Here is a 25853-nt window from a genome sequence, read left to right as displayed (position 1 = left end):
ATCACAGCGTCTTCCCCAACGTGCCGAGCACGCCGATGCGCGCTGCGACCAGCGCCAGCAACGCGAAGGCGAGCGGCAGCAGGAGCAGGAGCAGCCAATCGAGCGGCGCCAGCGCGACTCCGCCGAGCAGCTCCGACCCCAGCCCTGCCGCCTGCTGCCCGAGCAGCCACACCACCGCCAGCGCCGCAACCGTGCCGAGCGCGCCGCCGAGCAAGGTGTCGAACGCGATGCGCCGCTGGAACAGGCGCGCGACCTGCATGTCGGTCGAGCCGAGCATGTGCAGCACCGCAATCGTGTCACGATGCGTGTCGAGCCCGCCGCGCGCCGCGAGCAGCACGACGATGGTGGTGGCGGTCGCCATCAGCAGCACCAGCGCAAGCGCGAACCAGGTGATGATGGTGAGGAAGCGGCTCACCGGCGAGAGCCATTGCGCGTGCCGGTCGACCTGCGCAGCAGGCGCGACCGTGCGCGCCGCGCGCGCCACGCGATCGGCCGCGGCCGCATCGCCCGAGGCGAGATCGACGTCGACCATCGCCGGCATCGGCAGATCCGCGTCGAGCCCGGCCTCGCCCAGCCACGGCCGGAGCAGCTCGGCAAGGCGCGCACGGTCGACCTCCTCGACGCGCGTCACGCCCGGGAGCGCGCGCACCCGCTCGGCGACGGCGCGGACATTGGCATCGCGCCGCGCGGCATCGGCCTCGACCAGCTGGATCGTGAGCCGCCCGGCAAGCTGGCGGTCGAGCGTGCGGCTGGCGCCCGCCATACCCAGCCCGAGCGCCGCGGCGAGCACCGTCAGGAACAGCATGATCGCCATCACCCACAGCATCGCGCGCGTCCGCCGACTCTCGTCGAGCAGGCGGCGTTCGGGCTTGTCGCGGGCGAGAAGCTTCATGCCGGGGTTGCCCCCGGCGGATAGCGCAGCGCACCGGTGGGATCGACCAGCCGCCCTTTCTCGATCCGCATCATCCGTGCGTCGGGGATCCGGCTGATCAGCTGGAAGTCGTGCGTCGCCACGACCACGGTGGTGCCGAGCCGGTTGAGCGAATCGAACAGGTGCAGCAGCCGCTCGGCCATGTCGGGGTCGACGTTGCCGGTCGGCTCGTCCGCGATAAGCATTTCGGGTCGGGTGATCACCGAGCGGGCGATCGCGACTCGCTGCTGCTCGCCGCCCGACAGCGTCGGCGGTTTGGCGGTGTCGCGGTCCTTGAGGCCGACCCAGGCGAGCATCTCGCGCACCGGGCCCTCGATGTCGCGCTCCGGCATGCCGGCGACGCGCAGCGGCAGCGCGACATTGTCATAGGCCGACATGTGCGGGAGCAAGCGGAAATCCTGGAACACCACGCCGATGCGGCGGCGGAAGCCGGGCAGGCGCTTGCGCGGCAACGCGCCGGCGTCCTCGCCGAACAACCGCACGATGCCGCGCGTCGGGCGCTGCGCGAGGTAGAGCAATTTGAGCAGCGAGGTCTTGCCTGCGCCCGACGCGCCGGTGACGAAGTAGAAGGAGCCGGCGCTGAGCGTGAAGCTGACGTCGCTCAGCGTCTCCGCCCCCGTGCCGTAGCGCAGGCCGACATTCTCGAACTGGACGATGTTGGCCATGCCCGGCGCCCGGCCGCTCCCAAAAAAACGCGTTCCCCCGATGACCCCAGCCATCGCACAGGCGCCGGGCTTGCTCAAGCGGCGGCACTCGCCCCTTGCCAAGCCGACTCGACAGGTGTTTAGATTCGGGATTGGCGAAGCGAGCGCCCTGTACTCGAGCAAGACGTGCCGCGATGATCCTGGAATGCCCCGAGTGCCGCACCCGCTATCTGGTTCCCGACAGTGCGATCGGGGCGGACGGCCGGACGGTGCGTTGCGCGAGCTGCCGACACAGCTGGCACCAGCTTCCGGCAGGAACCCCCGCCGCCAGGCCGGCGCCGGACGTGATCCGCGCCGACGCCTATTCGGCGCCGCCCGCACCCCCGCCGCCACCGCCCGCGCCAGCTGCCGCAGCGGTCCCGACCGCCGAGGCGGAACGCGATTACGATCCGTTTGCGCACGAGCCGCCGTTCAAGCCGCGCAAGAATCCCGACCGGCGCTGGACTGCGGCGGCGTTGATCACCGGCCTGTCGCTGTCGGTCGGCGCGGGCGCGATCCTGTGGCTCGGCGCGCCGGGCATCGCCTCGCAGCTCGGCCTGCCGATCGGCGAGGCGAAGACGCCGCTGATCTTCACGGCGCAGTCGGTCGAGCGTAAGCCGCGGCTCAACGGCGGCGAGCTGTTCGTGGTGAGCGGACAGGTGATGAACCCCACGCGGGAGCGCCAGCGCGTCCCCAACATCCTCGCCGAGCTGCGCGACGCCAACAACTCGATCGTCTACAACTGGACGATCACGCCCGAGCCGCGCGCGCTGCCGCCGGGCGGCAGTCTGGAATTTAACAGCGGCAAGCTCGACGTGCCGGCGAGCGGCAAGACGATCCAGTTCAGCTTTTCCGGCGAAGCCGCCGACTGATCCAGAACAGGCGCCCGCCATTGAGCAGCGCCGCGGCGAGCATGCCCGACGCAGAGGCGGCGACCAGTCCCGTAGCGCCCCAGCCGGCATGGACCGTGTAAAGCCCGATCCCGCCGGTCAGCAGGAAGAAGGCGGCGATGCCATTGAGCCCCGCCGCGACCTGGTCGCCGAGCGAGCGCAATGCATAGACGAACACGACCTGTAGCCCGTCGAACAGGATGAACGGTCCCCAAAGCGGCAACATCGCCGCCGCCGCAGCGGCGACCGCGGCGGTGGCCGGGAAGCCGCCCACGACCAGCATCGGCGCGAAGATCAGCGGAAGCGCGAGCAGGCCCAGGATCAGCGCGGCGAGCCCGGCGGCGATCGCGGTGCGCGGTCCGGCTTCGGCCGGAACGCCCTCGCCCACCGCATTGCCCGCGCGCACGCCCGCCGCCGAGCCCAGGCCCAGCGCGAAGGCGAAGGTGACGTTGTGGATCGAGAACACGATCTGAAAGGCGTGAGTCACCGTTTCGCCGAGCTGCGTCGAGAGCGCGATCAGGATCGAGAAGCCGGCCAGCTCGAGCCCCGAGGCGATCGCCGGCACCAGGCCGAAGCCGAGCAGCGCCCAGACGCCGCGCCGCATCGCGGGCGAGCCGAAATCGCGCCAGTCGCGCACGCCGCGCTCACGAGCGCGCGGCAGGGTGAAGGCAGCAGCGACCATCGCCACCGCGCCGATCACGGTCGCGATCACCGTCGCCGCCGCCGCGCCGACCGCGCCCAGCGCGGGCAGGCCGAATTGCCCGGTCGCCAGCACCCAGGCGAGCACTGCGTTGAGCGGCAGGATCGAGAGGTTGACCGCCATCACCCGCCGCGGCCGGCTGACCCCTTCGAGGAAGAAGCTCGCCGCGACGATCAGCAGCTGGAACGGATAGCCGAGCGCCATCGTCCGCACTACGCGCGCCGCATCGGGGGCGATGCCCGGATCGACCCCCACGCCGCGCAGCATCGGCAGCGCGAAGGCGAACAGGGCGCCGCCGCTAGCGAGTCCGAGCAGCAATCCCAGCACCAGCCCCTGGCGCAGCACCGCGCCGGTCGCCGGGAGATCCTTTGCCCCGTCGGCGCGCGACGAAAAGACGAGCACGCCAGTGAGCCAGCCGAGCGCGACGACGATGCCGACGAAGGTGAGCGTGCGGCTCGCCCCCAGCGCCGCCACCTCGTGCGTGCTGACCATCCCCACGACGACGACGTCGGTGACGTGGAGGATCGTCCAGTTGAGCCCGGTCAGCACCACCGGCCATGCCAGAGCGAGGATGCGGCGCGTCTCGGCACGGATGTCGGCTGGCAAGTGCATGGGCAGGCGGCTCTAGCGTTTGTTCCGCTCGCGCGGAAGTCGCGCCAGCCCGTTCCCCCAACCCGGTGCTCTCGATGGGTGGCCGGGTGGGGAGCAGGCTCGTGCGGCCCCGTTGCCGTGAAACGGCAACGCCATGCATAGACGGTTGCAAGGCTCGTGACGCTTTGCTAGGGGCCGCGCCTTACCAGCCGCCGGGTTCATCCGGCGGAGACAATCTGTGCGGTCGTGGCGGAACTGGTAGACGCGCAACGTTGAGGTCGTTGTGGGCGAAAGCCCGTGGAAGTTCGAGTCTTCTCGACCGCACCATTGTCCCCGATACGGGGTCAAATCCTGTCATCGGAACGAATTCGCGCTTCGGCGCGGACATGGCTTTGCGCGCGAAGCCCAAGGCCTCGCGCGTCATTGACCGGCTTGGAAATCAGGCCCCGCCTAGCGGGCGCGCGTCCAGATCTTGGTGCGGCAGAAGACGGCGACGCAGCCCTTGAGCTCGAGCTTGCCGCCGGGCAGCAGCTTCAGATAACCGCGCCCCGCCCCGTCACCCGTTTCCGGGTCATAGACCGGGCCGCCCTTCCACTCGCTCGGGCCGCCGGTGAAGCCGTTCAGTACCACCAGCCCCTTGAGCCGCCGCTGGCGCAGCTTGGGGTCCGAGTTGCGCTGGTCACGCAGGTCGGGATTGGCGCGCAGCCGCGCGGCGTCGACCACGCGCCCGCACAGCGCTTGGCCGCAGCGATAGATCTGGACTCGCCCGCCTTCGCTCCCGGTCGCCCACACGCCCGTGATGTCGGCCGCCTGCGTGGCGCCGCTGGTGGCGAACAGGGCGGCGGCGACCAGCGCCAGCCGCTTCATGCCGCCCGGCTCCGCGGCTGCTCGAGCAGGGCGAGCGACTTCGCCAGCAAGGGCCGGTCGTCGAGCTCCCAAGGGTGAAAGCCGGGCCGCATATAGACGAACACTCCCTTCAGCAGCAGGCGCAACGGGCCCGGACGGCCGTAGAGATAGCCCAGCAGCCGGCGCCATGTCGCGAAATTATTGCAGCCGTCCTGGCGCAGCAGGTCAGCGGTGTTGCGGAAGATCACATAGTGGAAGCGCACCGTCGTCACGAACATCACCGTGCTGCGCTTGAGCCAGCGGCGCAGCCGCGTCATGTCGCGCGCGGCATGGAGATAAGTGTCGAACGCCACCGCCTTGTGCTCGACCTCCTCGATCGCATGCCATTGCCACAGCCGCTTGGCCTCGCCGGTCGCGCCGTCGAGATGCGCGGGATCGGCGAGCGCGTCATGCGCGAGCGTCGCGGTGAAATGCTCGAGCGCGCAAGTCGCCGCGAGTTGCTGGATCGGCGAGCGGCGCTTGACCCAGGCGATGGTGCGGCGGGCGCGCTCCTCCAGCGGCGCGATGTCGTAGCCAGCGTCCTCGGCCTGGCGATTGAACACCACATGTTCGCGCGAATGCATCGACTCCTGGTAGAGGAAATCGTCGATCTGGCTGCGCAGCGGCTCCGGCGTGCCGTCGCGGAAATGGCGCACCGAGGTCATGAAGAACTTCTCGCCGACCGGAAAGGTCGAGGAGAGCGCGTTGAAGAACGCCGTGCGCCCGGGATCGCCGCTGTGCCACCAGCGTGGCGGCGGCGTCTTCCGGCCGAACTTCATATCCCGCTTATGGATGGCGAGGTCCCGTGGCGTGCGGTCGGACAAGATGCACCTCATCGCGAATCAAATGACATTAACATCAATGTTAATATCTCAAGCGCACAATCGTTGCAAGATCGAGCAAGGCGCGGTCCAGACTGGGATTCAGGAGGAATTCGCCAGCGTAGAGAGGAATTGTGACTATTGGGCGCTTTGCGCTAAACCCCTGCAACCGGTCCGGGGGTGGGCCGCGGCAGGGAATGAGAATGTACAAGCAAGCGCCACCGCGCGTGAAGCGGCGCAAAAGGCTGGGCCCCGAAGTCCGCGAAGAGGGCCTGGCGGCGGCACGGCGCCTGTTGCTCCAGGGCGGGCCCGCCGCGGTCACACTGGCCAATATCGGCGACGAGATCGGCATGTCGCACGCGAACGTCCTGCATCACTTCGGATCCGCGGCGAGCCTGCAATCGGCGCTGATGGGTTCGATGATCAACGACCTCACGGTCGCGCTCGACCATGTCGTCGAGATGCTGCGGACCGACGCCGCCGCGCCGCGCGCGGTCGCGGACAAGGTGTTCGACGCGTTCGACAAGGGCGGTGCCGGCCAGCTCGCCGCGTGGATCATCCTGTCGGGCGACGTCGAGCATCTCGAGCCGGTGCGCGACGCGGTCAAGTCGCTGGTCGAGGCGATCGTCGAGCAGGCCGCCGACGAAGGCGCGCCGGAGCGGGTGCGCATGGCGGTGCTGATGATGGCGGTGTGCGCGTTCGGCGATGCCGTGATCGGCCCCTATGTCCGCGACATGCTCGACCAGGACGATGACGCGATGCGTGGCCTGATCTCGCGCATCCTGCCGCTGTTCCTGCTTCCCACGGGGATTCCGCCGGGGGCGTCCTGACTCGCGTCAGAACCGCTTGCGCACCGACAGCTTGATGGTCCGCCCGACCGGATCGACCTCGTCGCGACTATATCCGGCCGGCACGCTGCCATCGCCCAGCGTCGCCCGGCGATAGCCGTCGAGGAGGTTGTCGACGTCGAGCGAGATGCGCATGTCGTCGAGCAGCCTGGAGCGTTTCAGCGACGGCGAGAGATCCTCGGGATCGACGAACAGCCCGAGATCCACGCGCAGCGGCGGCGTGTAGCGATACTCGGCCTGCGGTCCCGCTACATCCCGGTTGCGCAGGCGCGCGGCGCTGCTCCAGGCAGTGTTGACGTTCGCCCCGAACGCCTTCGTTCCGGCCACCGCCTGTATCGACAGCAAATGGCGGGATTGGCCCGTGTCGCGAAGCTGGTCGATCACCGGAACGCCGGGGCGGGTCAGCAATTCGCTCTTCAATCGCCAGCGATGATTGAGCGTCAGGGTGAAACGGAGCGGGTCGGCCGCCTTGGCTTGCGCCGACGCCTTCGGCTTGGCGCCGGGATCGGGAAGACGAAGAGTGATGCCCGAGGCCAGCTCGGCGTCGCTGCTGCGTGCAATGTTGAAGGCGCGTGCGTCCACCGCCGCCAGCCGCCCCACCGCGTCGCGCGTCACGCGCTCGGGAAAGGCTGCCTCGATCACCGGGGTGAGCTCGGGGAAGGATGCGACCCCGCCGGCCGCGCGATATTCGCGATAGGAAATGTCGATCGAGAGCGCCTGACTTCCAAAGGGTCGGAGCAAGGCGCCGAACGTGCGATTCTGGCGGCTGCCACTGCGCAGCTGGGGATTTCCGCCGGTGATCCAGACCGGCTCGGCAACCTCTTGGCGGACAAAGTCGTAGACGCGCAGGACGGTCTCAACTCGCGGCCCGTCGAGCTGCTCGAACGTCGGCACCACCTCTTCGTGATCGAACGATCCACGCAGCTGGAGCCTCGCGAAGGGCGACCAACTAAGCCCGGCGCTATAACGTTTCTGCCATTGCGAGCCGGAAGTCTTGTGGCCACCCAACGACAGGTCGAGCGCAAGGTCGCCGAGCCGCCACAGCTCGCCTTCGCCCTGGCGCGAGATCGGCACGCTTAGGGACAGCTGGCCATAGAGCTGGTCGCGCTTGTGGCGGTCCAAGGCGACGACCGCGTCGAGATTGTCGACCCGGCGGTTCACGACCGAGCTGTGGCTGAGATTCGCCGCGAGACTCGCCGTCACCGGTCCCGCCGGCAGGTCGACGAGCGACCTCCCGAGACCGAACCGCGCGCTCATATTCTCGCCATGCGAACGGTTGGTTTCGGCAAGGAGCAGCCGGTCACCCCAGGGAGAATAGGGATTGAATGCGGGATCGCCACGGTCGAGCATGTCCTGCACCCGCACACTATCGATCCCGCGCTCGAGCAGGTTGCTCGCCCAGTTGCGCGTATAGCTGGCCGCCAGGTTGGTCTGCCAGCCATCGATCGTCCCCGACAAGGTGAGCGCGGCACCCAGCGATTCCGAACTGGTCTCGCTGCGCAATGGCCGGTCGCGCCGGAGCGGGCGGACAAGAAGAACGTCGTTGGCGAAAGGCGACCAGGGGCTGCCGGCCGGCAGCACGATCGAGGCCATCGGTACGCCGCGCCGGCCGCTGCTGCCGCTCGACGCGCCGTTGACGCTGAGCGACGCGGTGAAGGGACCGAGCGGACGCGTCATGCCCAGCCGCAACGACAAATTACGGCGCGACGGCCGCAATGTCTCGAAATCGCGCGGATCGGCCGCATGGTCGCGGTTGGCGGTCGCGACGAAGTCCTCGAGCAGCGGCGGCTGCGAGGGGACATCGTCCGGAAACGCGGCAATGGTGACCAGCCCGCCCGCCGCCTGGCTCAGCGCAGGATCGATCTCCGCTTGGTCGAGACCCGTGACATAGCCGACCAGGTCGATCGGACCCGTGCGCGGCGGAACGTTCCGCGCGCTTTTGGGCAAGGCGCTGTCGAGGGCGATGCGCGCCTGCACGTTCCACCGCACCGGCCCGGCGATCGCGACCTGGCTCGCGGTCACGCCGCCGCCATATTGGCCGCCACGGGTCGCCCATTCGAGCTCCGCATCGGCGTTGCGGCTGGCGAAATTCTTCTTGAGGACCAGGTTCACCACGCGCCGGCCTGGCCGATGCCCGTAGCGCGCCGCAGCCTCGGGACGCAGAACGGCGATGCGGCTCAGCGCTTCGGCGGGATAGCCCAGCACCGAGCGATCGAATCCGACCTCCTGCCCGTTTATCAGGATGACCGGCTCCTCGTCCGATCCCGTGGCGATCGGGCCGAGGCGCTTGAGCAGCTCCTCGATGCTGTCGGCGCCGTAGGTCGAGATCTCCTCTTCACCGATCTCGGTTTCGGCCTCCACCTTGGCGTCGCCATAGCGATGCGCGGTGATGACGATCTCGTCGGGCCGCGCTCGGCCGGTCTCGGACCCCACGGGGACGGGCTTGTGCGGCGGGGGCGCGGCACCGTTCTCCTGCTCCGCCTGCGCCCTGGCGGCATAGTTCCAGGGACCGGGTCCCCAGCCGGACGCGATCGTGATCAGGACGACGAAACGAGTCAGCTTCATTGCGGGGCACCGATACTCTGCAACGATCCGCAACTCCGAACGATGATCCGCCGCCGGTGCCGCCGCTGCCACGGCTCGACCATTCAGTCCGTTGACCGGGGCGTGCGTTGATAGGCACGCCTCCGGCACGCTGTCACCCCGGCCGAACGGAATGAGTGGTCAGAAAAAACGGGCGCACGATGCCGTGCGCCCGCCCCCTTTTAGGTTTTCATTCTGACCGAACTCGCGATCAGGGGTGGTTGGAGTTGTAATCCCCATCGCCGGGTTCGACCGCATTGGCCGTGATCGCGTTGGTCAGGTTGACGTCGCCGTCCAGCGTGCAGTCCGAGCCGCTCACCGCCGGCAGCGTGCCCGAGACGCTCAGGCGCTCCAGGCTTTCGTTCCAGGTCGCGACGATATCGCCCTCGCAATTGCCCGGCGTGATCGTCGTCACGAACACGTCGTGCAGGGTGAAGGTACCGCCCGAATAGCTGATCTTGCCCGCGGGAATCGGGTCGATGTTGACCGACGAACAGAGACCGAAAAGACCTCCCGAGAGCGTGATGGTCGCGCTCAGGCCCGCCACGTCGCTGTGATTGAATGCGGGCGAGGTATCGGCCGAGTCGTTGGTGCCGGTGATCTCGACCTCGGCGGTGCAGGTGAGCGCGATGCCCTTGTTGACATCGACAGTCCCGGTGAAGACCCAGGGGGTCGTCGCATCCGGAGTGATATAAGCTTCCTGCGCCGCGACGGTCTGCGACCCGAGCAACGCGACAGAGCTTGCAAGAAATGCAAATGCCTTTTTCATCCCACGTCTCCCGATTTAGCTATGATTTAGCTAATGTATTTTTGGTTACGCGCCTGAAAATACGCGGCCTCTTCTTCTTACTCACATTGATGTCAATGTCAATACCTATCGATCCCTAACTCCTCTTTAACCATCCGTTTCGGCGTCGAACGTGTCGTCACGCTGCGGCCTCGCTCGCTAGAACCGCTTGGTCATGCTGAATCCAACGATTCGGGGATCGAGCGTGAACACATTCGTCGTCAGGCCGGTGTCGTCGGCATTGGTGAAGAAGTCAGTGATCGGCGCGTCGTCGAACACGTTCTTCACATAGAGCTGGAAGACCAGGTCATCCGCCGGACGCGCCAGCGTCATCGACAGGTTGAGATTGTCCCACGCCCGCAGCCGGTCATATTCGGTGTTGTAGATCCGGGCGAAGCTTTCCGACTGGCGATAATAGTCGCCACGAACGGTCAGCTCCCAATCGCCGCCGCCGATGAAGAAGGTGTATTGGGCGCCGATATTCGCCGTCCAGCGCGGCGAGTTGGGCAGCTCGTTGCCGCCCAGATCGGCGTAGAAGCCGCGTCCACCATTGGGTGCTCCGCTTCCGCCCTGGGCGATGTTGAGGCCGACCGTGGCGGGATTATAGGGCGCAAGCGGATCGTAGGTGAAACCATAGAGCGTGTGCAGCGGCACCGTTCCCCCCGGCTGCGCCGGGTTGAACGTGCCGATCCGGGTCGAGCCGGGGCACAGCGCGGCGAGCGCGATCGTCCGCAGGCCGGGGTTGCCGGTCAGGATCCGCTCGACCAGGGTGCGCGGCGCGATGCAATTCGACGGCACCTGGACCCAGGGGCGCAGTACCACCCAGTCGGGATTGCCCTGGGTCCGGTCCATCACGTCGATCGATTGCGCGCCCTCTTTCAGCCGGGTCTTGAGAAAACCGAGGTTGCCATCGATGCGGAACGCGCGCGAGGGACGCCACGCCGCCTCGAACTCGAGACCCCAGCTCGTCGCGTCGAAATTCTCGTTGAACGCGATGCGATCGACGATCTGCGAGACCTGATAGTCCTTGTAATCGTAGAAAAAGCCGGTGGCGTTGAATGTGAAACGGCCTCCGTCGAAGCTGTTCTTGGTCCCGATCTCGAACGCGTTCACATATTCGGGCCGGAAGGTCTGCGGCAGGAACTGATATTGTACCACCGCCGGATTGAAATCGACGCGCGGCGGGTTGGTGCCGCCCCCCTTGTAGCCGCGCGCGGCGGAGAGATAGATCAGCGTATCGTCAGTGAAGCCAAGATCGGGCTTCCAGTCCAGCACGGCGCGGCCGGTGAATCGGCCCCATTGCTGTTCGATATCGGGCAGCGCGGGATAGCCGCTATTGACTTGGCCGCCGGTCGTTCCCCCCGGAAATGCCGTCTGGGTGCCGCCGCCGAGCAGGAGCTGGCTGGGAATCTGAGTCGATACCTTCTCGTCATTGGTATAGCGCGCGCCGAGCGTCAGCTTGAGGTTGCTGGCGACGTTCCAATAGAGCTCCCCAAAGGTCGCCCAGCTCTTGATCCGAACGCCGTTCTGGCTGAGGAAATAATTGTGCCCCTGGTTGTTCAGCTGGCCGATCGGGTTGGGATCGACATAGACGCATTCGCGCGCCTCGAAACCGAGTTCGCAGGGAAGCAGCGCGTTCTGCCCGGAGGCCGGATTTCCGGCGGACGGAACCTTGCTATAGAACCATTCGGCGATCAGCGTGAAGAAGTTGTTGAAGACGTAATAGTCGTCCTGCGATTTGAAATCGAGATAGTTCACGCCGAAGTTGAAGTTGATCGATCCGCCGAAGCTGGATTGCAGGCGGAGCTCCTGCGACCATTGCTCGTTGCGCGAGCGGCTGATGTCGGCCGAGACCATGCGGTCCGAGCAGCCGAGCTGCGGATCGCAGCGAATCCCTCCCGGCGTCGGCCCGGGAAAGGCGGTCGTGTTGAGCGGAACGTTCCGGTTGGTCACCAGCGCTCCGGTCGAATCGTTGAAGATCGGATTGCTGACGAAGCGGTTATAGTCCTGCGTTGAATAATAGCGGTCGCGCGCAAAGGCGGTTTGCGACACCAGCTGCAGCCCGTCCGCGGGCTCGAACTGGAGGTTGAGCTGGAACACGTCGTTGGTCGCGCGGAACTTGGGATCGTAGGTCGTCGCGATCTCGCGCAGGTTGCGCGACTGGGTCAGGCCGGCAAAAGGATCGCTCGAGTTGGTGGCGAAGACTTGCGCGCCGGGTCGCGTCCCCGTGCCCGGGCGATTGCCGATGCTGATGCCCTCCGCCGGAATGATCGCATAGACGAGACTGCGCCCGTTGGGCACGCCATAGGCAGCATCGTCATAGAGCGAACCGGGCAGGCATCCCTGGCTCATCCGCCCGCGCAGCGCCGGATCGGTGACCGCGATATTGCCGACCCGCTCGGGCCCGGGATCGGTGGTGCACAGCTGCTTGCCGGTACGCGAGCGGTCGTCGTCCTCCTCGAAATGCTGCCAGATGAAGTTCGCGCGGAACCGGTCGCTCGGTTCCCACTGGATCGACGCGCGCGTCGACCACAGGTTGCGGCCATTGACCCGTTTGTTCGTGAAGGTGTTGTAGTCGAAGCCGTCGCGGCTGGTGAACGCGCCCGCGACGCGCATGGCCAGCGTGTCGGTGACCGGCACGTTGAGCATCCCGCTCGCCCGCATCGTGTCGAAGCTGCCGACCTCGAGCTTGGCCTCCATCGCGAAGTCCGGTGCGGGGAGCGCGGGGATGACGTTGACCACGCCGCCCGTCGCGTTGCGGCCATAGAGCGTGCCCTGCGGCCCCCGCAGCACCTCCACCCGCTGCAGGTCGAAGAATTCGGATTCGAACAGGCGGTTGCGGATCAGTGGGGTGTTGTTGAAGCTCACCGCGACCGCCGGGTCGCTCGACGCCGAGATCGCCTTGGTCCCGATCCCACGGATCGAGAAATTGTACATGCTGAAGTTGCTCTTCGAGAAATTGACGTTGGGAACCGCGCGCAGCAGCTCCGACCCGCCCTCGATCTTGTACTGGTCCAGCGCCTCGGCCGAGAAGGCCGAGATCGCGATCGGAACATCCTTGAGCCGCTCCTCGCGCTTCTGCGCCGTGACGACCACCTCCCCCTCATAGGTCGCAGCGCCGCTCTCGCGTTGCGGCGCGTCGCCCCCGCCCTCCTGGGCATGCGCGGGAATCGCGAGCGCGCAGGCAAGGGCGAGAAGGCTGGTGGCGCGTACGGCGTAGGATACGGTCTTCAAGATCTGTCCCCTCCACGGTCCATGGCATCGTGCCGCGCCGGTCACCGGCGAGGCGCGAAGCGTCTTGTCTTTTACGGAGGAGATGCGTCGGCGGTGCGCGCCCAATGTCCCCGGCGGGCCGCGCTCGAAATATCCTCTCCGTCTGCGGGGATGTTTCCCCTTACGTCAAGATTCCCACAATGAACATTGATGTCAATTAAAGATTGAGGAAAATCGTCCGGCCAGTTCCGATGCTTGCGGAGACTTGAGCCGCGGCGTCTTTCACGCAGGGGCGGCGGAGCCATCCCTCGCGCGCGATCCGACGGCGATCTGTAACCGTTTACCCCTGACGGGCGCGTGCCTATAGGTGCGGAGCGGCCACGCGAGCCGGGCAAGGGGATGGACAGATGGAGCATGGCAACCCGCCGATTCGCAGGATCGTGATCGTCGGGGGCGGCACGGCCGGGTGGATGACGGCGGCCCTGCTCTCCAAGCTGTTGTTCCGCGGCTATGCGATCACGCTGGTCGAATCGGACGAGATCGGGATCATCGGCGTCGGCGAGGCGACCATCCCCGGCATCAAGGACTATAACCATCTCGCCGGGATCGACCTGACCGAGATGATCCGCGCGACCCAGGCGACGTTCAAGCTGGGGATCGAATTCGTCAACTGGCGCGAGCCGGGCTTCCGCTACATTCACGGCTTCGGCAAGATCGGCACCGATCTCATGTGGCTCCACCCGCACCAGCTGTGGCTCAAGCTGGCGGCGATGGGGCAGGCCAAGCATTTCGACCTCTATTCGCTCAACACGCTCGCCGCACGGCAGAACAAGTTCTGCTTCCCCGATCCGCGCAACCCGGGATCGCCGATGGGGCATCTCGATTATGCCTATCATTTCGACGCGTCGCTCTATGCCCGCTTCCTGCGCGGCCGGTCCGAAGCGCAGGGGGTGACGCGGGTTGAGGGCCGGATCGTCGAGGTCAAGCAGCGCGCCGGGGACGGCTTCGTCGAAGGCGTCGTGCTGGCCGACGGGCGGACGGTCGAGGGCGACCTGTTCGTCGATTGCTCGGGCATGCGCTCGCTGTTGCTCGGGCAGACGCTGGGCGTCGATTACGAGCATTGGGGCCACTGGCTGCCGTGCGACCGCGCGCTCGCGGTGCCGTGCGAGAGCGTGTCGCCGCTCACGCCCTATACGCGCTCGACCGCCCACGGATCGGGGTGGCAGTGGCGCATCCCGCTGCAGCACCGCATCGGCAACGGCCATGTCTATGCCAGCGCGCAGATCAGCGACGACGAGGCCGCGGAGACGCTGCTCGCCAATCTCGACGGCAAGGCGCTCGCCGATCCGCGGCCGGTCAAGTTCGCGCCGGGCAAGCGCCGCAAGGCGTGGGACAAGAACGTCGTCGCGATCGGCCTCGCCAGCGGGTTCCTCGAGCCGCTCGAATCGACCAGCATCCACCTGATCCAGACCGGCATCCTGCGGCTGGTGGCGCTGTTCCCCGGTCAGGGGTTCAACGCCGCCGACATCGCCGAGTACAACCGCCAGCACAATTTCGAGTTCGACGACGTGCGCGACTTCATCATCGCGCACTACAAGGTCACCAACCGCGAGGACACGCCCTTCTGGGCCTATGTCCGCAACATGGACATCCCCGACAGCCTCGAGGAGCGGCTCGAGCTGTTCCGCGCCTCGGCCCGCTTCTTCGTCCACGGCAAGGCCGAGCTGTTCCGCGAGGAGAGCTGGGTGCAGGTACTGCTCGGCCAGGGCATGCACATGACCTACGACCCGGTCGTCGACATGATCCCCGACGAAGACGTCGTCGACTTCATGCGCGACGTCGAGGAAGTGAACGCCGACGTCGCGGCGGCGATGCCGACGCACGAGGCGTTCATCGACCGCCACTGCAAGGCGCCGCCGCTGGCGGCATAACGCGTCTCAGAAGGGCACGTCGTCGTCGAGATCGTCGGGGAAACCGCCACCGCTGCCCTGACCGCCACGGCCGCCGCCCGACGAACCGCCGCCGAAGCCGCCGCCGCCGCGGCTGCTCGACTGGCCGGCGAAGTCGTCATTGCCGCCGCCCCAGTCGTCGCGGCCCCCGCCGCCCCCGCCGCCCTGGCCGCCGGGTCCGTCGAGCATCACCAGCTTGGCGTCGAAGCCCTGCAGCACGATCTCGGTCGAATAGCGGTCGGCGCCCGACTGGTCCTGCCACTTACGGGTCTGGAGCTGGCCTTCGAGATAGACCTTGCTGCCCTTGCGCAGGTAGCGCTCGGCGACATTGGCGAGACCTTCCGAGAAGATCGCGACCGAATGCCATTCGGTCTTTTCCTTGCGCTCACCGCTGTTGCGATCCTTCCAGCTCTCGCTGGTGGCGATGCGCAGGTTCACCACCTTGCCGCCGTTCGAGAAGGACCGGCTTTCGGGATCGCGCCCGAGATTGCCGACCAGGATCACCTTGTTGACGCTGCCCGCCATGGAAACTCCGCCTTGAAATCGATAATGTCGCTGAAGGGATGGCCGATATCATCAACCTGAACAAGGCCCGCAAGGCCAAAGCCAGGGCGGCCGCCGCCGCAAAGGCTGTGGAGAACCGCGCCAGCTTCGGCCGCACCAAGGCGGAGAAGGCGCGCGACGCCGCCGAACGCGCACGGATCGACGCGACGGTGGACCAGTCGAAGCTGGACTGAACGCCGCCGCCGCGCGCGGAAGTATACACTCAGTTGACACTATCGCGCCGATCCGGCGGCGCCCTGCCCGGTGCAGTCGAGATATAGCGGGCGAGTCGCGCGGAGCATCCGGGAACAAAAGCAGAAAATGCTGATGTAGGAAAGCGCAATCCGCCCCGCCTCGCAGGGGATGAGTCAGAGTCCCAGCGCCGTGGCGCTCCAGAAGGTGATGCCCGCCGCGGCATAGGCCAGCGCGAACAGATAGACGATCATCACTGCGGGCCATTTCCAGCCGTTGGTCTCGCGCCGCGCGACGGCGATGGTCGACAGGCACTGCGGCGCGAACACGAACCAGGCGAGGAAGGCGAGCGCGGTGGGGAGCGACCAGCGCGCCGAGAGCTGCGTGCCGAGCGCCTGCGCGCCCGCCTCCTCGTCCTCGGCATCGATCGCATAGACGGTCTGCAGCGCCGACACCGCGACCTCGCGCGCCGCCATCGCCGGGATCACCGCGAGGCTCATCTCGTGGTTGAAGCCGATCGGCTTGAGCACGACCTCGAGCCCCGAGGCGATTCGCCCGGCGATCGAATATTCGCTCTGCTTCTGCCCCTCCGGCGCGACCGGATAGGATGCGAGCAGCCACAGCGCGATGGTGACGCCCATGATGATCGTGCCGGCGCGGCGCAGGAACACATAGGCGCGCTGCCACAAGCCGATCAGCAGGTCGCGGACCGAGGGCAGCTGATAGCGGGGCAGCTCCATCATGAAGCCGCCGGTACGTCCCCTGGTCGCCGTGAGGCGCAGCACGAACGCCGCGGCGACCGCCCCGACGATGCCGAAGATATAGAGGCCGAGCAGCACCAGCCCCTGCAGCCCGATCCCCCAGCCGACGCTGGTCGCCGGGATGAACGCGCCGATGATCACCGCATAGACCGGCAGCCGCGCCGAGCAGGTCATCATCGGCGCGATCAGGATCGTGGTCAGCCGCTCCTTGGGATCGTCGATCGAGCGCGTCGCCATGATCCCGGGAATCGCGCAGGCGAAGGACGAGAGCAAAGGAATGAAGGCGCGGCCCGAGAGGCCGACACCGGCCATCAGCCGGTCCATCAGGAAGGCGGCGCGGACCATATAGCCCGACGCCTCGAGCAGCAGGATGAAGAAGAACAGGATCAGGATCTGCGGCAGGAACACGACGACCGAACCGACGCCGTTGATGATCCCCTCGACCAGCAGGTCGCGCAGGAAGCTTTCGGGCAGGCCGGCGGCGGCGGTCTCGGCGAGCCAGGCCTGCAGCCCCTCGATCCAGCCGATCGGCGCCTCCGACCAAGCATAGACCGCCTGGAACATGACGAACAGCACGGCGAGCAGGATCAGCGGCCCCGCGACCGGATGCAGCACCACGGCGTCCACCCCGCGCGTGAAGGCGCGGCCGCGCGGCTGGTCGGTGATCGCGACCTTCGCGATGCGCCGCGCCTCGCGCTGGAAATGGGCGATGTCCGCGTCCGGCGCCGCCGGCACCTCGCGCCGCGTCCCGAGCAGCGCGTCGCCGAGCGCCGCGCGCAGATCGTCGAGCCCGCGCTTGCGCACCGCGACCGTGGTGACGACCGGCACGCCGAGTTCGGCCGACAGCGCGCTGGTGTCGATCGTCAGGCCGTCGCGCGTCGCCATGTCGATCATGTTGAGCGCGACCACCATCGGCCGGCCGAGCTGGCGCAGCTGGAGCACGAAGCGCAGGTGGTTCTCGAGGTTCGAGGCGTCGGCGACGACGACCAGCGCATCGGGCAGCCGCTCGCCGTCCTGCTTGCCGAGCACGACGTCGCGGGTGACCTGCTCGTCGGGGCTCGAGGGATCGAGGCTGTAGGTGCCGGGCAGGTCGACCAGCTCGATCGGGCGCCCGTCGTCGAGCGCCATGCGCCCGGCGTGGCGCTCGACCGTGACGCCGGGATAGTTGCCGACCTTCTGCCGCGCCCCGGTGAGCGCATTGAACAGCGCGGTCTTGCCGGCATTGGGATTGCCGACCAACGCGACGAGCGGCGACTGGTTCATTCTGCGGGAACGGCGATCCGGATCGCCTCCGCGACATGGCGGCGCAGCGCCACGGTCATCCGCCCGATCCTGACCGCGGCGGGACCGCCCGCCCATCCGCCCGGGCGGACCAGTTCGACCTCGACGCCCTCGTCGAGCCCGAACTCGCGCAGGCGCCGGGCCTCGGACGGGGCAAGCGAACTCCAGTCAACCGACGCGACCGTCGCGGGAACGTTGCGCGCAGAGCGCGCCAGCGAGAGACTCATAATGCGAGCGATTATCAACTGCGACGGGTAAAGACCAGTCTCTTCCGCATCGCAGCCTTGCAAAAACCGCACCGATCGCGCACCGGCACCCCATTATGACCGATCCCGCTCTCCGTGCCGCCGCCCTCGTCTCCAAGGCCTGGCCCTATGAGGAAGCGCGCAAGCTGCTCAAGCGCTATCCGGAGGGGAAGCCGGGCGGCGCGGCGGTGCTGTTCGAGACCGGCTACGGCCCGTCGGGTCTGCCGCATATCGGCACCTTCAACGAAGTGCTGCGCACGACGATGGTGCGCCGCGCGTTCGAGGAACTGTCGGACCAGCCGACCCGCCTGGTCGCGTTCAGCGACGACATGGACGGGCTGCGCAAGGTGCCGGACAACGTCCCCAATGGCGAGATGCTGGCGCGCTATATCGGCCATCCGCTGACGCGCGTGCCCGATCCGTTCGGCAAGTACGAGAGCTTCGCGCACCACAACAACGCGATGCTGCGCGAATTCCTCGACCGCTTCGGGTTCGAATACGAATTTCTGTCCTCGACCGACTGCTACGCCTCGGGCCGGTTCGACGACACGTTGCGCGCGATCCTGCGCAATTATCGCAAGATCATGGACATCATGCTGCCGACGCTTGGGGCGGAGCGGCAGGCGACCTATTCGCCGGTGCTGCCGGTGAGCCCCAAGAGCGGGGTGGTGCTGCAGGTCCCGGTCGAGGTGATCGATGCCGAGGCGGGCATGGTCGCGTTCATGGACGACGGCGAGCGCATCGAGCAGACGATCTTCGGCGGCCACGCCAAGCTGCAGTGGAAGGTCGACTGGGCGATGCGCTGGGTCGCGCTCGGCGTCGACTACGAGATGTCGGGCAAGGACCTGATCAGCTCGGTCGAGCAGAGCTCGAAGATCGCGCGCGCGCTCGGCGCCCGCCCGCCCGAGGGCTTCAACTACGAGCTGTTCCTCGACGCCAAGGGCGAGAAGATCTCCAAGACCAAGGGCAACGGCCTGTCGATCGAGGAATGGCTGACCTATGGCCCCGACGAGAGCCTCGCCTTCTACATCTATCGCGAGCCCAAGAAGGCCAAGTCGCTCCATCTCGGGCTGATCCCGCGAGCGGTCGACGATTACTGGCAGTTCCGCGCCAATTACCCGAACCAGCCGGTCGAGCAGCAGCTCGGCAATCCGGTGCACCATATCCATAACGGCCCGCCGCCGGCGGAGACGCTGCCGGTCACGTTCGGGCTGCTGCTCAACCTGGTCGAGGTGATGGGCGAGGCGACCAAGGAGCAGGTCTGGGGCTATCTGGCGAATTACGTGCCCGATGCGACGCCCGCGGCGTGGCCGGCGCTCGACGCGCTGATCGACTATGCCATCGCCTATGTCCGCGACGTCGCCGAGAAGCCGGTGCGGCGCGCGCCCGAGGGCATCGAGGTCGTGGCGCTGCGGCGGCTGGATGGCGAGCTGGCCGCGCTGCCCGCCGACGCGCGGGCCGAGGACATCCAGAACATCGTCTACGAGATCGGCAAGACGGCCGGCTTCGTCGAGCTGCGCGACTGGTTCAAGGCGCTGTACGAGACGCTGCTGGGATCGAGCCAGGGGCCGCGCATGGGCAGCTTCATCGCGCTCTACGGGATCGACAATTCGCGCAAGCTGATCGCCGAGGCGCTCGCCAAATCGGCTTGACCCGGCTTCGCGCCGTCCCGCATCAAGCGGGCGGGCGCGGACGGAGGGCGTATGCGAAGGACGATCAGGCGGGCACGGTCGGCATCGCGCGCGTTCCTCGAGAGGGAGGCGGCGGGCGGGATCATCCTGATCGCCGCCGCGGCGCTGGCGATGCTCGTCGCCAACCTGCCCGCGCTGTCCGAAGACTATTTCCACCTGCTCCACCTGGAGACCGGGCCCGTGATCAGCCCCAAATACGGGCCGATGACGGTGCATCTGTGGATCAACGACGCGCTGATGGCGGTGTTCTTCCTGCTCGTCGGGCTCGAGATCAAGCGCGAGTTCGTCGACGGCGAATTGTCGAGCTGGTCGGCGCGGCGGCTGCCGGTCGTCGCCGCGGCGGCGGGGATGGCGGCGCCGGCGGCGGTCTATCTCGCGATCGCGGGGGGCGGCGAGCTGGCGGCCGGCTGGGCGGTCCCCGCCGCGACCGACATCGCCTTCGCGATCGGGGTGCTGGCGCTGCTGGGGAAGCGCGCGCCGGCCTCGCTCAAGTTGTTCCTGACGACGGTGGCGATCGTCGACGACATGGGCGCGGTGGCGATCATCGCGGTCGCCTATACCGCCAGCATCAGCGGACTATGGCTGGCGCTGGCCGGGCTGGTGCTGGGCGCGATGTACCTTCTCAACAAGGTGGGGGTGAAGCGGCTGTGGCCGTTTCTCATCCTCGCGGCCGTGCTGTGGTATTGCGTGTTCCTGTCGGGCGTTCATGCGACGATCGCGGGCGTCGCGGCGGCGATGATGATCCCGATCACCAAATCGCCCGGCGCGCCCGACGACGTCGAGTCGCCGCTTCACCGGCTTGAGCATGCGCTGGCGCCCTGGGTCGGCTATGCCATCGTGCCGCTGTTCGGCTTCGCCAATGCCGGCGTGAGCCTCGCCGGCATGTCGCCCGCGATCCTGCTCGCGCCGCTGCCGCTCGGCATCGCCGCGGGGCTGTTCCTGGGCAAGCAGCTCGGCATCTTCGGGAGCATCTGGGTCGCCGACCGCACCGGCTTCGCGAAACGGCCGGGCGGAGCGAGCTGGGCGCAGCTCTATGGCGTCGCGATGCTCGCGGGGATCGGCTTCACCATGTCGCTGTTCATCGGCGGCCTCGCCTTCCCCGGCAACGAGGCGCTGGTCGACGAGGTCAAGATCGGCGTGCTCGCGGGATCGCTGCTGTCGGCGGTGGCGGGGTTCGGGGTGCTTCGCTTCGCGCCGCGCGCGCAGCGGGGCTAGCGGCAGATGCGGAGCGCCGCCGCGCCGGACCTGGCGGGACTGCTCGGACGAGTCGCCGGCGGCGACCGCCCGGCGATGGCGGCGCTCTATGACGCGACCGCGCCGATCCTCCACGGCATCGTCGAGACGATCGCGCGCGATGCGAGCGCGGCCGCGCAACTGACCGAGGGCATCTATCTGCGCATCTGGGACCGCGCGCCGCGCTTCGACCCGGCTGCCGGCGAGGCGCGCGCCTGGCTCGCGGCGATCGCCCGCAACGCCGCGGTCGACTGGCGCCGCCGCGTGCCCGGCCCGTCCGCCCTTGCCGATGCCGAGATGGTGTTGTCGGACGAGACGCTGCTGACCGGCGAGGCGCCGATCGCCTGGGGCAGTGCCGCCGCCCTGCTCCACTATCAGCTGCGTGCGCTCCCGCTCGATGCGCAGGCCGCGATCCGTGCGGCGATGCTGACCGGCGCGAGCGACGCCGAGATCGCGCAAGCCGGGCTGATGCGCCCGGAGACGGCCGCGCTGCATATCCGCGACGGGCTGGCCCAGTTGGCCGGCGAGTTCGGCCTGCCCGCGTCCGGCGGCGAGCTCGCGCTGGGGGCGGTCGAGGGCGAGCGGCGCGCGCAGGCGCTGCGCAGGCAGCTCGCCGACCCCGGATTCGCGGCCGAGGTCGAGGCGTGGCAACAGCGGCTCGCCCCGATGCTCGAAGCGCTGCCCGCGATCGATCCGCCCGCCGACCTCTGGCCGCGGATCGACGCGCTGATCGAGCTGCGCGAGGCCGATGCGCCGCGACGCTCGCGGCGGCGGCAGGTGCGCTGGCCGATCGCGCGGACCACCGCGATCGGGCTCGCCGCCGCGCTCGCCGGGGCGCTGGTGACGATCGCGATCTTCACCTTCGCCTTTGGCGGGCTGAGGCCCGGCCCGCCGGGCGAGGCGCCGGTGCTGGTGGCGCAGATCGCAGGACCCGATCGCCGCCCGGATATCGCGGTGCGCTATGACCCGACAGGGTCGGCGCTGCGCGTGCGCATGCGCCGCTTCGATCCGGCGGCGGGAGTCGCCGATCTGTGGCTGCTCGCCCGCGACGGCACCCCCTTCTTCCTCGGGCGCGTCACCAGCAACGGCGTGGCGCGCTTTCCGCTGCCGCGCCCGACCCGGGCGCTGCTGGGCGACGGCGCGACGGTGATGGTCACGATCGCCCCGGCCGACCAGGCGCGGCGATCGCAGCCGATCGGCCGGGTCATCGCCACCGCGCGCCTGGTCCTGGTCTGACCTCCGGAAATTTTTTCGGGCGGCGCGGAACCAATCGCGGATGGAGCGCGTTGTTCACCAGCTTGATCGATGAGAAAGAGCACTTCGACGAACCGAACCTTTCACCAGGGACGGATCGTCAAGGAAGGCCCGCCATGAGAATGGCGGGCCTTACCTTTTGCGCCGCAGCCGCGATTGCCCGCCGCGTGCCGCCTGCCTAGACTGGCCGTACCATATCCGGGAGCACCGCCGTCATGCGGATCATCGCCCTATCGCTCGCAGTGCTGGCGGCCGCCGGTTCGGCGGAAGCTCGCGACCAGTCGTTCGGCGTGTGGCGCAACCCGTCCAACAGCGTGCATGTCCGCGCCGAGCCGTGCGGCGAGCGGATGTGCGGCGTGGTGGTGTGGGCGAGCGACAAGGCCAAGGCCGATGCCGCGCGCGGCGGCACCACGCAGCTGATCGGCGCGCGGTTGTTCCGCGATTTCCGTCAGGAGAAGCCCGGCGTGTGGCGCGGCCGGGTGTTCGTGCCCGACATCAACAAGACCTTCTCGGGTACGGTCAGCGTGCTCGACCCCAACCGCATCGAGGGCAAGGGCTGCTTGGTCGGCCGGATCGGCTGCAAGTCGCAGATCTGGACGCGGATCCAGCCATAGGACGGGGCGGCACGCGGCCGCCCCGCTACAGGTTCAGAGCTTTTCCGTCAGCTCGGGCACGATCTTGAACAGATCGCCGACCAAGCCGATGTCCGCGACCTGAAAGATCGGCGCGTCCTCGTCCTTGTTGATCGCGATGATCGTCTTGCTGTCCTTCATGCCCGCGAGATGCTGGATCGCGCCCGAGATGCCGATCGCCACATAGACTTCGGGGGCGACGATCTTGCCGGTCTGGCCGACCTGATAGTCGTTGGGGGCATAGCCCGCATCGACCGCGGCACGCGACGCGCCGACCGCGGCGCCGAGCTTGTCGGCGAGCGGATCGATCAGGCCGTGGAACTGCTCCGACGAGCCGAGCGCGCGGCCGCCCGAGACGATCACCTTGGCGCTGGTGAGCTCCGGACGCTCGGACTTGGCGATCTCGGCGCCGACGAAGCTCGAGATGCCCGCATCACCTTTGCCCGAGACGGCCTCGACGCTGGCCGAGCCGCCCTCGGCGGCGGCCTTCTCGAACGCGGTGCCGCGCACGGTGAGGACCTTCTTGGCGTCCGACGACTTGACCGTGGCGATCGCATTGCCGGCGTAGATCGGGCGGGTGAAGGTGTCGGCGCTCTCGACCGAGAGCACTTCGCTGACCTGCATCACGTCGAGCAGCGCGGCGACGCGCGGCGCGATGTTCTTGCCGGTGGTGGTGGCGGGCGCGACGAAGGCGTCGTAGCCCGACATCAGATCGGCGATCAGCGGCGCGACATTCTCGGCCAGCGCATGGCCATAGGCGGCGTCATCGGCGAGCAGCACCTTGGACACGCCGGCGATCTTCGCCGCGGCGTCGGCCGCGCCCTGCGCGCCCTGCCCGGCGACCAAGGCGACGACGTCACCGAGCTTGCCCGCGGCGGTGACGGCGGCGAGCGTCGCGTCCTTGACCGACGCATTGTCGTGTTCGACCCAGACCAGCACGCTCATTTCGCAACTCCCAGCGCCTTGAGCTTGCCGACAAGCTCATCCACATCCGCAACCTTGACGCCCGCCGTCCGCTTGGGCGGCTCGGCGACGCTGACGACGGTGAGGCGCGGGGCCACGTCGACGCCGTAATCGGCCGGGGTCTTCTGCTCGAGTGGCTTCGACTTGGCCTTCATGATGTTGGGCAGCGAGGCGTAGCGCGGCTCGTTGAGGCGAAGGTCGGTGGTGACGATCGCCGGGAGCTTGAGCTTGACCGTCTCGAGCCCGCCATCGACCTCGCGCGTCACGTCGACGCTGTCCCCCGCGACCTCGACCTTCGACGCGAAGGTGCCCTGGCCCCAGCCGAGCAGCGCGCCGAGCATCTGGCCGGTCTGGTTGTTGTCGTCGTCGATCGCCTGCTTGCCGAGGATGACGAGGCCGGGCTGCTCCGCCTCGGCGACCTTGGCGAGGAGCTTGGCGACGCCGAGCGGCTCCACCGGGCCGTCCGACTGGATCAGGATCGCGCGATCGGCGCCCATCGCCAGCGCGGTGCGCAGCGTCTCCTGCGCCTTGGCCTCGCCGATCGAGACCACGACGATCTCGGTCGCCACGCCCTTTTCCTTGAGGCGGATCGCCTCTTCCACGGCAATCTCGTCGAACGGGTTCATGCTCATCTTGACGTTGGCGAGGTCGACCCCCGTCCCGTCGGCCTTCACCCGCGGCTTCACATTATAGTCAAGCACACGCTTGACCGGCACCAGCACTTTCATCGCGTCCTCCGCTTATCGCGTCGTTTTGCAGCTTCGAGTCTGCGGTTTCCTTGGCCAATTCACGTCGTTTTCGCAAGTCCGGTATGGAATCGTCGATTGCCGTAACGTCATTGCGCAAACGCAAAAAGGGGGCCGGGGCGGCGACCGCCCCGAACCCCCTTTCAATGGGCTTCGAATGCCGGGCGATCAAGCAGCCTGCTTGACCTCCGCCACGATCTTGCGCGCCGCGTCCCCAAGATCGTTCGCGGGAACGATGGCGAGGCCCGAATTGGCGAGGATGGCCTTGCCCTCCTCGACATTGGTGCCCTCGAGCCGGACGACGAGCGGGACCGAGAGGTTCACTTCCTTCGCCGCGGCGACGATGCCCTCGGCGATGATGTCGCACTTCATGATCCCGCCGAAGATGTTGACGAGGATGCCCTTCACCGCGGGATCGGCGAGGATGATCTTGAACGCCGCGGTCACCTTTTCCTTCGAGGCGCCGCCGCCGACGTCGAGGAAGTTGGCCGGGAACATGCCGTTGAGCTTGATGATGTCCATCGTCGCCATCGCCAGGCCGGCGCCGTTGACCATGCAGCCGATGTCGCCGTCGAGCTTGATGTAAGCGAGGTCGAACTTCGACGCCTCGAGCTCGGCGGGATCCTCCTCGCTCTCGTCGCGCAGCTCCATCAGGTCCTTGTGGCGGAACATCGCGTTCGAATCGAAGCCGACCTTGGCGTCGAGCACGAGGAGGTTGCCCTGCTCGGTCAGCGCGAGCGGGTTGATCTCGATCTGCGAGGCGTCGGTGGCGAGGAAGGCGTCGTAGAGCGACTTGGCGACCTTGGCCGCCTGCTTGCCCTGCTCGCCGGTGAGGCCGAGCGCCGCGGCGACGGTGCGGCCGTGATGCGGCATGAAGCCGGTCGCGGGATCGATCGAGAAGGTCTTGATCTTCTCGGGGGTCGAGTGGGCGACCTCCTCGATGTCCATGCCGCCCTCGGTCGAGACGACGAAGGCGATCCGGCTGCTGGCGCGGTCGACCAGCAATGCGAGGTAGAATTCCCTGGCGATGTCGGCGCCGTCGGTGATGTAGAGGCGATTGACCTGCTTGCCGGCCTCGCCGGTCTGGATCGTCACCAGCGTGTTGCCGAGCATGTCGGCGGCGTGCGCGCGGACCTCGTCGAGGCTGAAGGCGAGGCGGACGCCGCCCTTGGCGTCGGGGCCGAGCTCCTTGAACTTGCCCTTGCCGCGGCCGCCGGCATGGATCTGCGACTTCACGACGAACAGCGGCCCGGGGAGCTTCTTCGCGGCCTCGACCGCCTCGTCGACGGTGAAGGCGGCATGGCCGGCCGCGATCGGCGCGCCGAACTTCGCGAGCAGTTCCTTGGCCTGATATTCGTGGATGTTCATCGGCGACCCCTTCGCGTGCGCAGCAAAAAATCCCGCCGCCTTAAGCACAGCGTCCCAGACGAA

22 protein-coding genes and 1 tRNA gene are annotated in these 25853 nt (G+C 67.8%); 9 read left to right on the top strand and 14 right to left on the bottom strand.

The genetic code is table 11. The features are described from left to right. Position 1: 1 nt before the first annotated feature. Entirely contained in the window at positions 2–892 is an 891-nt protein-coding gene (locus ACO227_RS07085) for a cell division protein FtsX (RefSeq protein ID WP_423606414.1), read from the bottom strand. Further along, a complete protein-coding gene (gene ftsE, locus ACO227_RS07080) occupies positions 889–1596 on the bottom strand; it encodes a cell division ATP-binding protein FtsE (protein WP_423606412.1) in 708 nt (235 codons plus the stop codon). Before ftsE ends, ACO227_RS07085 begins: the two co-directional genes overlap by 4 nt. A gap of 173 nt (positions 1597–1769) precedes the next feature. On the opposite strand from ftsE, the gene ACO227_RS07075 reads away from it, so the two are divergent. Continuing rightward, entirely contained in the window at positions 1770–2486 is a 717-nt protein-coding gene (locus ACO227_RS07075; protein ID WP_423606410.1) for an MJ0042-type zinc finger domain-containing protein, read from the top strand. Here the strand turns inward: ACO227_RS07075 and ACO227_RS07070 are convergent. Next, a complete protein-coding gene (locus tag ACO227_RS07070) occupies positions 2458–3816 on the bottom strand; it encodes an MATE family efflux transporter (protein WP_423606408.1) in 1359 nt (452 codons plus the stop codon). The two genes, ACO227_RS07075 and ACO227_RS07070, sit on opposite strands and share 29 nt — an antisense overlap. A 219-nt stretch (positions 3817–4035) precedes the next feature. Between ACO227_RS07070 and ACO227_RS07065 the strand changes: the two genes are divergently transcribed. Then, positions 4036–4122, top strand: a tRNA-Leu gene (locus ACO227_RS07065). 123 nt (positions 4123–4245) lie between these two features. Here ACO227_RS07065 and ACO227_RS07060 read toward each other — a convergent pair. Next, positions 4246–4662, bottom strand: coding sequence for a DUF2147 domain-containing protein (locus ACO227_RS07060; protein ID WP_423606406.1), 417 nt, complete (start codon positions 4660–4662; stop codon positions 4246–4248). Beyond that, entirely contained in the window at positions 4659–5459 is an 801-nt protein-coding gene (locus tag ACO227_RS07055; protein WP_423606405.1) for a metal-dependent hydrolase, read from the bottom strand. Before ACO227_RS07055 ends, ACO227_RS07060 begins: the two co-directional genes overlap by 4 nt. 245 nt (positions 5460–5704) lie before the next feature. On the opposite strand from ACO227_RS07055, the gene ACO227_RS07050 reads away from it, so the two are divergent. Further along, positions 5705–6331 (top strand): TetR/AcrR family transcriptional regulator, encoded by a 627-nt coding sequence (locus ACO227_RS07050; RefSeq protein WP_423606403.1) that lies wholly within the window; start codon positions 5705–5707, stop codon positions 6329–6331. 6 nt (positions 6332–6337) lie between these two features. On the opposite strand, the gene ACO227_RS07045 is transcribed toward ACO227_RS07050, so the two are convergent. From ACO227_RS07045 to ACO227_RS07035, 3 genes are all read right to left on the bottom strand, one after another. Then, positions 6338–8914 (bottom strand): hypothetical protein, encoded by a 2577-nt coding sequence (locus tag ACO227_RS07045; protein WP_423606401.1) that lies wholly within the window; start codon positions 8912–8914, stop codon positions 6338–6340. A 229-nt stretch (positions 8915–9143) separates the two neighbouring features. Then, positions 9144–9701: a hypothetical protein gene (locus ACO227_RS07040; RefSeq protein ID WP_423606399.1), complete on the bottom strand. Its 558-nt coding sequence runs from the start codon at positions 9699–9701 to the stop codon at positions 9144–9146. Positions 9702–9878: 177 nt separating this feature from the next. Then, positions 9879–12953, bottom strand: a complete 3075-nt coding sequence (locus ACO227_RS07035; RefSeq protein ID WP_423606397.1) for a TonB-dependent receptor — start codon at positions 12951–12953, stop codon at positions 9879–9881. Between the two features lie 386 nt (positions 12954–13339). Between ACO227_RS07035 and ACO227_RS07030 the strand changes: the two genes are divergently transcribed. Then, positions 13340–14863: a tryptophan halogenase family protein gene (locus tag ACO227_RS07030; RefSeq protein WP_423606395.1), complete on the top strand. Its 1524-nt coding sequence runs from the start codon at positions 13340–13342 to the stop codon at positions 14861–14863. A 6-nt stretch (positions 14864–14869) separates the two neighbouring features. On the opposite strand, the gene ssb is transcribed toward ACO227_RS07030, so the two are convergent. After that, on the bottom strand, positions 14870–15406 hold the full coding sequence (gene ssb, locus ACO227_RS07025; protein WP_423606393.1) for a single-stranded DNA-binding protein: 537 nt from the start codon (positions 15404–15406) through the stop codon (positions 14870–14872). Positions 15407–15444: 38 nt separating this feature from the next. Here ssb and ACO227_RS07020 point away from each other — a divergent pair, with 38 nt between their 5' ends. Then, positions 15445–15618 carry a DUF4169 family protein gene (locus ACO227_RS07020; protein WP_423606392.1) on the top strand — a complete coding sequence of 58 codons (174 nt, stop codon included), beginning with the start codon at positions 15445–15447 and terminating at the stop codon, positions 15616–15618. 174 nt (positions 15619–15792) lie between these two features. On the opposite strand, the gene feoB is transcribed toward ACO227_RS07020, so the two are convergent. Both feoB and ACO227_RS07010 read right to left on the bottom strand, forming a co-directional pair. Then, on the bottom strand, positions 15793–17640 hold the full coding sequence (gene feoB / locus ACO227_RS07015; RefSeq protein WP_423606390.1) for a ferrous iron transporter B: 1848 nt from the start codon (positions 17638–17640) through the stop codon (positions 15793–15795). Next, positions 17637–17885, bottom strand: a complete 249-nt coding sequence (locus tag ACO227_RS07010) for a FeoA family protein (RefSeq protein WP_423606388.1) — start codon at positions 17883–17885, stop codon at positions 17637–17639. The genes feoB and ACO227_RS07010 overlap by 4 nt, the downstream gene beginning before the upstream one ends. Positions 17886–17980: 95 nt before the next feature. Between ACO227_RS07010 and ACO227_RS07005 the strand changes: the two genes are divergently transcribed. The 4 genes from ACO227_RS07005 (at position 17981) to ACO227_RS06990 (ending at position 22695) form a co-directional block, all read left to right on the top strand. Then, complete coding sequence (locus tag ACO227_RS07005; RefSeq protein WP_423606386.1) at positions 17981–19555, top strand: lysine--tRNA ligase; 1575 nt, start codon at positions 17981–17983, stop codon at positions 19553–19555. A gap of 51 nt (positions 19556–19606) precedes the next feature. Continuing rightward, complete coding sequence (nhaA, locus tag ACO227_RS07000) at positions 19607–20809, top strand: Na+/H+ antiporter NhaA (RefSeq protein ID WP_423606384.1); 1203 nt, start codon at positions 19607–19609, stop codon at positions 20807–20809. Between the two features lie 6 nt (positions 20810–20815). After that, positions 20816–22063: a sigma factor gene (locus tag ACO227_RS06995; RefSeq protein ID WP_423606382.1), complete on the top strand. Its 1248-nt coding sequence runs from the start codon at positions 20816–20818 to the stop codon at positions 22061–22063. 233 nt (positions 22064–22296) lie between these two features. Continuing rightward, positions 22297–22695, top strand: coding sequence for a DUF2147 domain-containing protein (locus ACO227_RS06990; RefSeq protein ID WP_423606380.1), 399 nt, complete (start codon positions 22297–22299; stop codon positions 22693–22695). A 33-nt stretch (positions 22696–22728) separates the two neighbouring features. On the opposite strand, the gene ACO227_RS06985 is transcribed toward ACO227_RS06990, so the two are convergent. The 3 genes from ACO227_RS06985 to sucC form a co-directional block, all read right to left on the bottom strand. Next, positions 22729–23658 (bottom strand): electron transfer flavoprotein subunit alpha/FixB family protein, encoded by a 930-nt coding sequence (locus tag ACO227_RS06985; RefSeq protein WP_423606378.1) that lies wholly within the window; start codon positions 23656–23658, stop codon positions 22729–22731. Next, the gene (locus tag ACO227_RS06980) at positions 23655–24404 is read right to left on the bottom strand and encodes an electron transfer flavoprotein subunit beta/FixA family protein (RefSeq protein WP_423606376.1); all 750 of its coding nucleotides are present in this window, start codon (positions 24402–24404) and stop codon (positions 23655–23657) included. Before ACO227_RS06980 ends, ACO227_RS06985 begins: the two co-directional genes overlap by 4 nt. 186 nt (positions 24405–24590) lie before the next feature. Then, positions 24591–25790, bottom strand: coding sequence for an ADP-forming succinate--CoA ligase subunit beta (sucC, locus tag ACO227_RS06975; RefSeq protein ID WP_423606375.1), 1200 nt, complete (start codon positions 25788–25790; stop codon positions 24591–24593). Between the last annotated feature and the right edge of the window lie 63 nt (positions 25791–25853).

The organism is Sphingomonas sp. MS122 (genome assembly GCF_049532975.1).
Lineage (GTDB): Bacteria > Pseudomonadota > Alphaproteobacteria > Sphingomonadales > Sphingomonadaceae > Sphingomonas.
This window is presented reverse-complemented; position numbering and strand designations above follow the sequence as displayed.